Origin of the sequence: Alloiococcus sp. CFN-8, from assembly GCF_049943125.1 — a bacterium.
In the GTDB taxonomy this organism is placed as follows: domain Bacteria; phylum Bacillota; class Clostridia; order Clostridiales; family Clostridiaceae; genus JAEXZL01.
Genome location: NZ_CP188040.1, coordinates 3,226,236 through 3,239,246, shown reverse-complemented (window position 1 = coordinate 3,239,246; position 13,011 = coordinate 3,226,236). Strand labels below are relative to the sequence as shown.

At 37.0% G+C, this 13,011-nt stretch carries 12 protein-coding genes; all 12 read right to left on the bottom strand.

Translation table 11 applies throughout. The annotated features are described in order from the left end of the window. Positions 1 to 41 precede the first annotated feature (41 nt). Positions 42 to 1,286 (bottom strand): DUF1576 domain-containing protein, encoded by a 1,245-nt coding sequence (locus ACPWSR_RS15185; protein ID WP_426349070.1) that lies wholly within the window; start codon positions 1,284 to 1,286, stop codon positions 42 to 44. Positions 1,287 to 1,310: 24 nt separating this feature from the next. Next, on the bottom strand, positions 1,311 to 2,117 hold the full coding sequence (locus ACPWSR_RS15180) for an EFR1 family ferrodoxin (RefSeq protein WP_426349069.1): 807 nt from the start codon (positions 2,115 to 2,117) through the stop codon (positions 1,311 to 1,313). A gap of 222 nt (positions 2,118 to 2,339) precedes the next feature. Beyond that, positions 2,340 to 3,530 carry a sodium/glutamate symporter gene (locus tag ACPWSR_RS15175; RefSeq protein WP_426349068.1) on the bottom strand — a complete coding sequence of 397 codons (1,191 nt, stop codon included), beginning with the start codon at positions 3,528 to 3,530 and terminating at the stop codon, positions 2,340 to 2,342. Positions 3,531 to 3,801: 271 nt separating this feature from the next. Then, positions 3,802 to 5,199, bottom strand: coding sequence for a sodium:solute symporter family protein (locus tag ACPWSR_RS15170; RefSeq protein WP_426349067.1), 1,398 nt, complete (start codon positions 5,197 to 5,199; stop codon positions 3,802 to 3,804). A gap of 109 nt (positions 5,200 to 5,308) precedes the next feature. Next, on the bottom strand, positions 5,309 to 6,448 hold the full coding sequence (locus tag ACPWSR_RS15165) for a 2-hydroxyacyl-CoA dehydratase subunit D (protein ID WP_426349066.1): 1,140 nt from the start codon (positions 6,446 to 6,448) through the stop codon (positions 5,309 to 5,311). After that, positions 6,441 to 7,670, bottom strand: coding sequence for a 2-hydroxyacyl-CoA dehydratase subunit D (locus ACPWSR_RS15160; RefSeq protein WP_426349065.1), 1,230 nt, complete (start codon positions 7,668 to 7,670; stop codon positions 6,441 to 6,443). Before ACPWSR_RS15160 ends, ACPWSR_RS15165 begins: the two co-directional genes overlap by 8 nt. A 29-nt stretch (positions 7,671 to 7,699) precedes the next feature. Then, complete coding sequence (gene hgdC, locus ACPWSR_RS15155; RefSeq protein ID WP_426349064.1) at positions 7,700 to 8,485, bottom strand: (R)-2-hydroxyglutaryl-CoA dehydratase activase HgdC; 786 nt, start codon at positions 8,483 to 8,485, stop codon at positions 7,700 to 7,702. Positions 8,486 to 8,513: 28 nt separating this feature from the next. Then, entirely contained in the window at positions 8,514 to 10,271 is a 1,758-nt protein-coding gene (locus tag ACPWSR_RS15150) for an acyl-CoA carboxylase subunit beta (protein WP_426349063.1), read from the bottom strand. A 43-nt stretch (positions 10,272 to 10,314) separates the two neighbouring features. Continuing rightward, positions 10,315 to 11,127, bottom strand: coding sequence for a glutaconate CoA-transferase subunit B (gene gctB, locus ACPWSR_RS15145; protein WP_426349062.1), 813 nt, complete (start codon positions 11,125 to 11,127; stop codon positions 10,315 to 10,317). Further along, on the bottom strand, positions 11,127 to 12,098 hold the full coding sequence (gene gctA / locus ACPWSR_RS15140; RefSeq protein WP_426349061.1) for a glutaconate CoA-transferase subunit A: 972 nt from the start codon (positions 12,096 to 12,098) through the stop codon (positions 11,127 to 11,129). The genes gctB and gctA overlap by 1 nt, the downstream gene beginning before the upstream one ends. A gap of 109 nt (positions 12,099 to 12,207) precedes the next feature. Continuing rightward, entirely contained in the window at positions 12,208 to 12,627 is a 420-nt protein-coding gene (locus ACPWSR_RS15135) for a biotin/lipoyl-containing protein (RefSeq protein ID WP_426349060.1), read from the bottom strand. 83 nt (positions 12,628 to 12,710) lie between these two features. Next, positions 12,711 to 13,007, bottom strand: coding sequence for an OadG family transporter subunit (locus ACPWSR_RS15130; protein ID WP_426349059.1), 297 nt, complete (start codon positions 13,005 to 13,007; stop codon positions 12,711 to 12,713). Positions 13,008 to 13,011: the final 4 nt, after the last annotated feature.

The window sequence follows — 13,011 nt, the reverse complement described above, 5'->3', positions numbered from 1 at the left end:
TAGGATAATATTGTTACTTTTTTAAAGTAAATTTATTTTTATTAATTGTTTTCTCTTTTTGTATTGAGAGACCTTATTATGGGAACCAAAACCATGGCTACAAAGCCAGCGGAAAAACCATTGTTATATAGATTCATACCACAATTTACTGAACCTATGTTCATTACCACCGCTCCATGAATAAAGCCTGCAAGAATTCCAAATAGCCATGAAAATTCTCCAGCAATTGGAGCTAGGCCAGTACTGAATAAAATAGAAAGTATCATACTAGGAGATTTCAGCTCCCAGATACATAGATGTGAGGTTAATGCTGCACCTATCATCACTGGTATTACATTTTTAATATGCTTTCCAAAGGTACCAAAACCTGCTAAGGTGAAAATACCACTGATTGTTGGTCCATTTAAGTCTCCTCCCAATATAAGAACTGAAGACACTCCTAGAATCCCAAGGAACCCAACATTTATAAAGGAAGCCTCTAGATAAAGGCTATAATAATCGCTGTTCAGCCTTCCAGAATGACTAATAATTTTTTTTAGGCTTCGAAAATTCTTACCATTATTATAATAGCCATAGATTATTATAATTATGAAGGTAGTATATAGAAGCAGGGCAAAAAAAACGTTGTTACCAGTGCTCCAGAAAAATCTTGTTTCTATGTCTACATTAAATATCTTATAAACTGACATAAGTATCATCCCTAAAAGTCCACCAGCAAACCCCATATTATATAAATTATAACCATAGTGTACTCCTACGGTGCTCACTGCTATTGGTGGCAGTATGAAACCTATGATTATCCCAAATCCATTGCCTACTACTAAGGACAATACCGGAGGAAGAATTCCTCGAAATACTATCTGACTTACAGTAGGAGCCAGAGTAGTTCCCAAAACCGCTATTAGAATATAATTATTGAAGGGCTCTTTTTTATACCTAGAGAATAGATATACTCCAAAAATAATTGACCAGACGTTAAAGATATTCTTTCCAAAGAAGGAAAAACCAAAGACAAGCCATAGAGATGTTAGTATTGCACCATTAGGTTTAATATCAAGAATAGTATAAAATAAGGTTATCATTAGAGATAGCAATCCAGCATTTACAAGAGTAGGCGCAACCCCTGCTATAGCTACGTAGTCTGTGATTAAAATAGCTGAATCCTCTATTATCTTATTCAGTCCGATATATATTTCTTTAGGACTGTCTAATAGCAGTCCAAGAACCATATAACCAATAAAGATAAAGATATGAAACTTATAAGGTGCAGCGATATTTTCTTTCATTCTTCAATATTATACTTCCTTATATTAAAGGAAGGTCTCCACTACAGCTCTTTTATTTCCAAGACCCACTTCCAGCTCTTCTTTATGATACAGGAAGCCTGGATCATCAAAATACTTAGCTTGAGTTGGACACTTTTTAATACAAGCACCACATTTTATACATATATTTTGATAGACTCTTACATCCTCAAAGCTTATAGCTCCCATGGGACATACCTCGGCACAGAGCTTACAGGAAATGCAGCTATCCGTTGTCTTTGGTTTAACCTTTCTAATATCAATAGAATTCCCCTTTCTGTCTCTCGGCTGATAATAGCCTCTTATTGGTGTCTGACCATTAACCGATACTGGAGAATGCTCAGAATTATCCTTTAGCATATTTACTATACTTTTTCCAAAGTCTTTAGCAATCTTTAAATCTTGCTCATCAGGCCTTCCCTGAGCTAATGTATAGGAAAAAGAATGCTCTCCAACAAAGGCTCCAGCAGCTATTGTTCGGAATCCATCCTCCTCTAGCAGATTTCTAAGCTCAATTAAGGCATCATCATAATTTCTGTTTCCATACAAAACAATAGGTATAGCCTTTGCTCCATTGCCTTCAATACCTTTTATATATTTAAGTAATACATTGGGTACTCTTCCAGCATAAACTGGTGTACCAAAGACCACTATATCATCCTTTTCTAGGCTTCTTTTCTGCTCTCTTACTATGGGTAGTGTAAAATCTATGGTTTCAGAAGTACAGTTTAGACCTTCTCCTAAGACCTCAGCTATTAATTCTACTACCTTTTTTGTAGTGCCCGTAGCACTAAAGTACATTGCATAAACCAAAATTCCTTCCCACCTTATTCCTGTAATAATATCTATAACTTTATTTTTACTTCTATGCAAAACATCTACAGAAATTAAGCTTCTGTAGATGTTTACATTTATTTCAGATAATCTAATTCCTTAAATATACTAAATCTTTATTTTCACCTGATTATCCTACAAGATTTTTATAATTAATCCTATTTCAATTATATTTGAAGTATTCTATGTTACTGTTTAACCTTAAAAACCAAGTATACCTGGCATTAACGACATAAACAGTGGATTTGCTATATCTACCACAAGTACCGAGAAGGCAGGATATAATACCCAGGCAAGGTGAGCATAGCCATATTGGTCCATAACGGCTCTTTCATCAGCCACAGCATTGGATCCAGAACCCATTCCCATTCCGATAAAGCCTGCAACCATACATGCACCATTGTAATCACTGTGGTACATCCTAAATGCAATAAAGTAAGCGAATAGAACTGTACAAATAGTTACAACTGCTAGGATGATAAGCATTGCAGTCGCTGCTCCTGCAATCTTTGTTAAGTCCATTGTCATAACGGTGATTGCAAGGAATATATCTAAGGATATATGCTCAACAGTCTCAATTTCAGGCTGATTAAAGTTTACATGAAGGGGCTCTAAAATATTTCTTGCTATAGCACCTGCAAATAAGCATCCTATGAAATATGGCATTTCAATCATTGGTATTTTACTGAGAAGCATATATATAGGAATACCACAGGCACCTATAAAAATCATCATACATATTGTTTTCAGCAGGCTATCGGTATTTAAAGGTACTGCCGCCTCATCTAAATCCTTCTTAAGCTGCTCATCTGCAGGATCTGGCTTAAGGTTATGTCTCTTTATTAGAAGAACAGCAAGTGGTCCTCCAATAATACTTCCTAATATCATTCCTAAAGTGGCTGAAGCAACACCAATTTCTGTTGCACCTAAAGCTCCCATGGTTTCATATACTGGACCAAAGGCTGATGTGGTTCCAACTCCTCCAGCAAGAGCACCAGTACCTATCTGAATTCCCAGTAATGGATGAATACCTAAAAGATCAGCTAGTCCCATACCTACAAAACCTTGTATTAATACTAAGAGTACTACAGATAATGTGATACCAACGGCAAATTTTTTACCTTTAATAAATAAATTTTTACTAAAACCAAAACCAACACAAGTAAAGAAGATGTTCATGAAAAAGCTGCTAAGTGTACTATTCCAGGTTACATGAAGCACATCATTTAACTTTAATATACATAATATTATGGCGACAATTAATCCACCAACAACTGGAGCAGGGATACCCCAATCCTTTAAGGGCTTTACTCTCTTTACTATTGCTTTACCAAAGAATACGATTACACAGCCTATACCAGTAGTTGCTAACAAATCAAAACTAATGTTCATATTACACACTCCTTATTTAATAATAATTCGAATGATTTAGCTTGGTTAGTTGATTTATGTAAATAGGTTCATGGCCATCTCACCTATTTATCACTTATACTTATCCTTGTATTTTGTCATGCTTCATTGAAAAGGAGGTCATCTCAAAATTCCATATTGTGATTTTTATTTCGTATAGTGGATTATCTATTATGATTATAAGATACTTTTCACAAGATTGCAACATTTTCTAACATTTTTATGAATAAATATTCATAATTTATATTTTATGTTAAATATTTTTTACATTAGTCTTTTCTTTTGCTATATGTATCCCTGATAATATGACAATTAAAGACGTAACCATTCCCACTATCAATGAATCTAAAGGGAACTTAATCACCTCAGATATAATCATAGAAATTACCCCCAATATACCTGAAGCTATAGCATATTTCTTATCCACCTTTCCTTTATAAAAGAGGGCAGCACATAAAGGTATAAAAAGCACTACAGCCCTAAGTCCCATGGACAAAAACCCCCAGGTCAATATTTTACTCTTAAGGTTGCCCCCTGTTAATAAACCTGGAACTATTAAAGAAAGAAGCATACAACCTCGTGTTACATTAATAATCTTCTTATCTTTAATGTTTTTTCCAATAAATCTGATGTATATATCGTTTACAGCTATACTGCTAAAGTTTATTGCCATGCCAGCACCACTTCCTACTATAGTTATAAATAAAGCAGCAATTATAATACCCGAAACAACTGCCGGAAGGTTATTTATTATAAAAGCAGGAAAAGCAGCACCTGGATCCATGGCTGGAAAGTTTATTCTCATGTACATTCCAATAAAAATACTTAAGATTCCTATTGGTGGTATAATAGCAGCACTGAAGAAAGCGCCTTTTCTAGCCTCCTCACAGGTCCTACCAGAAAGAACAGCTTGTACATAAGTTTGAGAGGAAAGAACCCCCAGCATCACAGAAAGTCCTGATGAAGAATCCTTCATAATCCCTCTAGAGAACAAATTAAAAAATTGAGATGGCTCTAAGGCGGAATAGAAATTATCAGCTCCTCCTCCCAGCTTCAATGCCAGTAATCCGCCAATAACCACTGAAAAGTAAATTAATACTAATTTTATTACCCCTAATAGACTTGCACCTTTTGCCCCTCCAAATATTACATAACAGGTCATAATTATTATAGTAATAACTGTACAGACTATACCTCTAATACCTAAGACCGCTGATATCAATGCATTGGATGCTAGTATTTGTGCAACAGTGTTAATTATTATGCCTATTATTGTAAGCACTGATGAAATTATTCCTGCAGTCTCTCCAAACTCAGTAGATATGATTTCCTGTATAGTTATGCATTGGCTTTGGCGCAGAGGTTTTGTAAATACTAAGCCCAGAATCAAGCAGCCTAAGGATGCTCCAAGGGTATACCACCAAGCGGATAATCCATTGGCAAATGCTAACTGAGCTGTTCCCACTGTAGAATTTCCTCCTACCAAGGTTCCAATTATTCCACCTGCTACAAGTATAAAACTAGCCCCACTTCCTCCAGCATAAAAGTCCGCTGCATTCTTTACCTTTCTTCCTGTGTTTACTCCAACAATTAAAAAGATAAATAAGGTTACAGTTAAGCCTATTAAAAATCCTGGTGTTAATCCCACCACCTACCACCTCCACCCTTATAAAAGGTGAAATAAATATTTTGGATATAATAGGTATATTTCAGTGCTGATCCGTATCATGAAGTATACCTATATATCCTATTAATCTCTACTAGCTTCTCATTGCCAATAAATCAGCGAAGGCTTGTAATGATGTTCTAGCTTGTCCAAAATCAGTCATCTGCTGATCTACTCCTATCATTATGTAAGGAATATTAGCCTCTTCTAAGCCTTTCTTAAGAGATGGGAATTCAATTTCCTCTGGATCGCAGAATTGCATCATTAATATAATAACACCCTCTGCATTACTTTCTTTTACCATGTTTACAATATGTGAAGGACGCTTATTAATCTCTGGGTCATATAACAGAACATCCATATCTTGATTTGCAAAATGAAGTGCTAAAGCTCTCATAGGATCTTCATCATAAGGAACATCTATGCGGAAGCCTCTAGACTCATGGGCTACATCATCAGCAGCTATAGCTATATTATGCTCCTGGAAGATTTCTAAAAGTCTTGGATTATCTGCAACAATTCCAGAAGTAACAACCTTTACTCCCTTCCAGTTAGACACAGGGAAGCTTTCTAGCTGGTCATTGAGTTCCTTTAAAAGGATAGTATGCTCTTCCTTAAGCATAAAATGAGCACTCTTTAAAACTGCACTTCTTTGCACTGCAGTAATAGCTTCGGGATGTTTTCCTGCTAATTTAACGAATCTTCTTCTTTCACTACGGCTTTTATTATAAATATCTATTGCTTCCTTTAGCCTTTCATCAGTAATTTCTACTCCTGAAATCTCCTCAAGCTTAGCTTTGATATTTGTATATTGAGAAATAGTATACTTTATCCCATATTCCTCTCTTCTATTTTGTGGATGAGCTAGGAACATGAATGGCAATTGTGGTACCGCAACCCTAAAATTCTGTGTAAAGGGTCTCAAGGTATCGCATAATGATGTAGCAATAACACCCGATAATCCATCTAAGGTTCCCTTAAGCCCCATCTCTAAGCTCATCTGTGCTATAGTGCAATAGAAAGAAGCAAAGTACTCCTTTGCGGCATTAATTGTACCTCTACATCCCCAAATTCCAAAAGGAACCATACCTGTTGCTTGCACCAATTCCTCTGGAACATAATATGGGAAGCAGCCAATAGCTTTTTTATTCTCTGAAAGATACTTATTTAGTTGCTTCTTTGGATTATTTGCTACATCTGTAAATATATCTAAAAGATTATTTATACTATACACTTAACTCACTTCCCTTTTTCTTAGCATTCTCTTCCATAACCTCATAAAGTCCTTGAACACGGGTCTGGTATTGAGCCTCTGAAAAGTTCCTAGGATCTGCTTGATCACCATCAAAGCCTACAACAGCTACCCCTAAATCCTTGCGGAATCTCCTTTCCATTTCAGGCATATATCCACTCCATGGCTTGCAGCTGCGGTTATAATGTACAAGAATTCCATCTACATTGTTCTCTCTACAGATAGTTTCACGCCATTCCACTCCCGTTTCAATACATACTGAATTTGGAGCTTTACAGTAAGCCTTACAGAGCTCGTCCATATTGTTATATACAAAACCAAAGGCTGGAGCATATACTACTGCTGTGGTATTGATTCCTTTTTCCTTTAATGGTGTAAATAGAGTTTTTAAAACTGGCCAGCAAGGTATGCCTTCAAACATAATTCTATGATTTTCTTCATACTTCCAGGTTGATTTTCCCGTTCTTACATTCTCCTCATACTCTTCTGCTAGCTGTTCAAAGGCTGCAGCAGCTTCTGGTTTACAGCGAGCAGTAACCACATCAGCCATATGGTTGAATAGATCAAAGCCACTTAAAGGAGAAGGAGTATACTGACAGTAGGAACAGGCCTTTAACCATGCTTTTGCAGTGCGGTTAGCATTGGCACAAACCTCCTCAAACCTCTTTTCATCCCATTTTCTCCCACTTATCTTTTCAAGCTTTTTAATAGCATCCTCAAACTGGCCTCTTATATAGGCAACAGCATCATCACTAACCTCAACGGTATTGTTATAAGGAACATCAATCATGATTAATGGAATATTATGCATCCTAGCTATGTTCTCATACCACTTAGTCATACAGTTGCAGATGTTGTTGCAGCAGAGTAAAAAGTCTGGCTGTGGCATCGGCTTTTCTTCACATTCTGCACCAGCAGCATAAGCAAGGCTAATTCTTGCATAGCCACAGATGTCATTGGCATAACCCATGGCCTCCGCTTCCTCACACATCCTTTGTCCTCCATGCTTTGCAGATATAGCTGCAGCTTGATTCTCAGGATAACATACAGCTAGACCCAAAGTTTCTGCAATTTCTGCTGGGAACTTAGAGGAAGACCACCCCACTGGTTCCCCTCTTTTTTTTGCTTCCCAAGCGTTTTGATATACCATATCAACAACTTCTCTGAGAACAACTTTTGCTGGTTTTCTCTCAGCCTCTGTCATATTAATCCCTCCTTAAATTAATCCTATTATCATTTTTTACACTTCTCATAAGCAATCAGTGCAGCGCCTAAGGCTCCAGTGTACTGTGCTAAGGGTGAGGTGAAAATTTCCCTCCCCAGCTCCTCCTCTAAAGCCTTAACTACACCTTTGTTCTGAGCCACTCCCCCAGTCATTACAAGAGCATCCTGAATTCCTATTCTTTTCGCAAGTCCTGCAACTCGTCCAGCTACAGATCTATGTATACCTCTTATAATGTCGCACCTATCAGTGCTTTGGGCTAGCTGTGATATAACTTCTGATTCTGCAAATACAGTGCAGGTGGAGCTGATATTAACAGTCTTGGTAGACATCTCAGAGTACCTCTCCAGATCATTAATATCAACCTCTAAAACTCTAGCCATAACATCTAAGAATCTCCCTGTACCAGCAGCACATTTATCATTCATAACAAAGTTTTTTAAATATCCCCTTTCATCGATACCCAGGACCTTGGCATCCTGTCCTCCAATATCAATGACTGTATGAACATTAGGAAATAAAAAATATGCTCCTTTTGCATGACATGTAAGCTCACTCATCTGATAATCAACCCAGTCAATAGAGTTACGTCCATAACCAGTGGCTAAGGAATAATCCATATCCTCCTTAGAGAAGCCACAATTATCCAGTACTTCCTTTATAGCTCTAGAGGGTCCGCTAGTTCCAGCTCCCACATGTATTAGCGATTTGCTAACGATTTTATTGCCATCCTGTAAGATCACACATTTAGAAGCTGTAGATCCAACATCTATACCTAAAGTTAAAACTTTATCCATACTAACCTCCTACAGGAAATATTAAGCTCTATTTTTTGTAAGTATCAAAATCTTTAAGGCTTCTAGGTAGAAGCATCTGGTGGAAAGCACATATAGATTTAGGATTTTGATAGGCAGCACAGGTAAAGGCATATAGGTAACCTCTTATAGCTGTCATATCAACAATTTCATCAACCATACCTTCCTCAGCACAGAACTGTGGACGGGATTTTTCAGTAAACTTTTCGATAAGGTTATTCATCTTATCTATAGTAGGCTGTAAATCCTTACCTTCCTTTTTATCCTTAACTAATCTCCTAGAATACATAGCAGCTGCAGCAGTTTCCCCATTCATAACATACATTTCAGTAGCTGCTGTACCTAAGGAGAAGGCATTGGTATTATTCCCCTGAGGACCTCCTAGAACATAATGAGCTGCAGCAGAGCCTTTACGAAGGGTAATCTCCAATTGAGGTATATCAGAGTTTTCTATGGAGTAAATCAGTGATTGTCCAAGACCCAGTAATTCAGCACACTCAGCCTCATCTCCCACATCAATACCAGTGGTATCCTGAAGCCATATCATTGGTATTCTATCTCTAGCACAAAGGGTAACAAACTCATTCATTTTAATTAAACCCTGACGATATAGCTTCCCTCCAATTCCAACACTATTATTCTTATACTCTGGATAATTCATTAAAATCCCTTGAACATTAGCAACAACTCCTACTAATAAGCCATCAACTTTAGCAAGCCCAGCTGCGATTTCTGGTCCGAAACCTTTTTTATATTCCATAAACTCACTATTATCAAAGAGTCGACCTATTACGTCGTATATATTATAGATACGTTTTTGATTTATAGGAACTAAACTGTATAGTTCACTGCTGTCAAACTGTGGTTCCATAGGATCATCCACTCTAAAGAAATCAAGATTATATGCTGGTAAATAGCTTATGTATTTTCTTATTCCTTCTATAACTCCAATCTCTTCTTCATAAACTTCACGGAAGAAGCCAGTTTCGTTGTAATGAACAGCTACAGAGCCAGGAGGATTCTCCTTAGGCCCCTTCATCTGCATTTCAATCATCTGCTCGGCAGATTCTAAATCAACATAGCCCTTAGGATTCATTCCACCTAATATTCCTGCTCCACCTACAGCCATATTAGCCTTTTCATGGGCTATTAATATTGTAGGACTTATGCTGTGATAACCACCTCCAGCAGGATTGGTACCATATATACCAACTATAACTGGAATACCTAGCTGCTGCAGTTCTGCATTACGGAAAAATGGAGTTCCTCCACCTCTTCTATTAGGATAAACTTTTTCTTGTTCATCAAATTTCACACCACTGCAGTTAAGTAAGTATACTAATGGTATTCTGAGTATTTTTGCTGTATCCGACGCTCTAAGAAGGTTATCAGCTTGTCCTGGAACCCAGGCCCCTGCCAGCTTCTTATTATCAGAAGCAACAATTACTACCCACTTTCCATCAACACGACCTAAGCCTTTTAATATCCCTGTGGAGTTATTATCATTGTTTTCTGGATTATATATGCTATTGAGAGGAAACCAGCTTCCCTCATCAACTAAAGCCATTATTCTCTGTATTGCAGTCATCTGCCCCGAGGCATTTAAAGATTCATCAGATCGTCCTCCAGCCATTGCCTCTTCAGCAAAGGTACGAATTTTCTCTTCAATTTTCTTAAGCTCTGCTTCATTTACTAAATTACGCTCTCTCAGAGGATTACCTACTACAGGCATATTCTGAAAGTATTTAGGCATTGAATATTCTCCCATTCACTCTTCCTCCTTACAATTTTTCCTTATGTAATGTTAATATTTATACTCCTACTAGAGCATCTTCTTTTGGAACCTTTATAAATGCTTCCTTTGGATCTATTTCTTCTCTAATGATTCTAATAACCTCAGGATCTGGAGCATCTAGAAGTACAGCTCTCGACACATCTATTTCAAAACCTGTGTTTTCAATTATATCTTCTGGAGAGGAGGTTGGATAATATCCAGCTAGATACATTCTCTTAGTCTTTTCATCAAACTTCATAAGTCCACGATCTGTAACTACCATTTGAGGACCTCTGTTTCCAGGTAAACCTATCCTTTCTCTGCCTCCAGGACCATCTATCCAACCAGGACTTGTCATATAATCTATCTTGTCTATAAAACGACGTTTTTCATGCTGCATCATGATTACTGTATTAGAATAGGTAGCTATTCCATTAGCTCCTCCACTGCCAGTAAATCTGGTTTTTGGATGATGATAATCTCCTATACAGGTAGAGTTAACGTTTCCATAAGGATCGATCTGAGCACCACCAATAAATGCTATAAGTCGGTCACTATCGTGAAGCCATTCATTAGCCTCAAAACCTATAAATCTAACATTTGGCCATTGAACTCCACACTGAGCCATCAATCTATTATCACCAACACTTCTAGGAACCTCTATAGGTGCACAATCCATAAGGCCACTTTCAACTATTAAATTACATTCTGGGGCAAAGCACCTCTTTGCTAAGGAAGCTCCAATTAAAGGAAGACCAGTACCTACAATAACTACTTGTCCATTTTTTATACATTTTGCAATGGTCACTGCCTGCATTTCTTTATTTGTATAATTAGTGTAATCAGCCATTATTTAACCTCCTTACATATCTCTGTAGCGTACCCATAACCAGGAACTGTCTTAAGCTTAATAAGACGAGTAGCACCAAGCTTATTTAAATAATTTTCATGGCTTCCTGTATCATAAACCCATTCCTTAAGGAAGGCTTCAAAATCTTCTTGAGTCTTACTAGCCTTATCATAATCTTTAAAATATGGATTATCATAATCATAATAGTTATAGCATTGGGATGGATGAGCTCCATAAGGAACATGTACAACAGCATCTACTACAAAGGAAGGTATAGAATTCTTGCAAGGCTCTCTTCTTATTTGTTCATTACTAACTAGCTCTTCACAGGTTACTATACAGTGCTTCGATGCTACAGCTATATCGATATCGTGGAATTCATCTCCTTCTATAGAGCATGTACCGTCAGGAGAAGCCTTCTGTACATGTATAATAGCCGTATCTATTTGAGGTACTGGTACTGCCACTACCCTTTCTCCTGGATTAAATGGATTGTCAACATAGACAAATTTATCATTGGGTAGCTTGTCTATCTTTTCTCTGTCTTCTTTGCTAATGCCCCAGTAATCTGTTAATCCAGTTCCCATCATAAGTCTCACTGGAAGATAGGGTAAGCCTAAAGAAGCTGCATGAAGCATAAGCATTACAACATCTTGCGAATAATCCTCCATGAGAATTTCTCCTTTTTCTACTGCACTTCTAAACCTACGGGAAACATTGGTAACTCCAGAATTGGCGGTATAACAGTTAATATATGCCTTTACTCTTCCAGCTCCTATTAGCATATCCCAGTCTCCACCAGCTGGCCCTGCCTCAACTATAAAATCTCCCTGTCCCTGTCTAAGAATTTCGTGAACTGCGGCATATGGCTTCCTATTGGTGGTAAAACCACCAAAGGAAATATGATCACCACTCTTCACAAATTTTTCAATTGCATCATGTAAACTATAAACCTTACTTTGGCTCATCATTACCCCTCCTTTAGATTATTAATTATTTATAATGTGCCTAATAAGTATTCTAATTAATTATTTTATTAATAGTATCTGCCATGATCCATTGAGAATAACCAAATCATATTTAATTAATGGTGATGAGTATATCGCCAGAGTCTACAGTATCTCCCTTCTTCACCATAACAGAAGCTATGGTACCATCTACTGGAGATACAATTTCATTTTCCATCTTCATGGCTTCTAATACTAAAACAACTTGTCCATCACTAACCTTATCTCCAACCTTAACTCTTATATCTAAAATAGTACCAGGCATTGGAGCTTCCATTTTTGTATCACCAGCACTAGAATTAACCACTGTATTTTGAGCCTTTACCGGTGATGGCTGTGGAGCTGACTGAACTTTTTGCGAAATTGGAGCTGGAGCCGCCGCTCTTGACACTGGTGCTGCGGCCCCCTGTCTTGACATAGGTTGGTATCCACCTACAACCTTTTCAACTTCTATATCATATTGTTTACCGTTTACACTTACAACATACTTCATAACATAATCATCCTTTCATATTAAATAAGATTTAGATAAATTAATAATTTAATCTTTAAAATTTGGAATTTAGAATTATATAGTTAAATTTCACGTATGTTAGTTACTTTGAATTTATCTAATGGTAGATTTATATCTTCAGAGATTGCAGCAATTATAGCAGCTGTTAGCTCATCCTCCGGTTTATTAGGAGCTGACTCTACTTTTTCTACTTTTTCCGTATCTATTGTTTTTGGCTTTTCCTTATCCTTCTTCTCAGGGAATATGTTAATAAGAATCTTTACCGCTAATAGCAATACTGTTAAAACTATAAATATACCAGCCATTCCTAAGCCCATTATTTCCAATGATTGTCCTAGTAGTTCTGGATTAATATTCATCTTA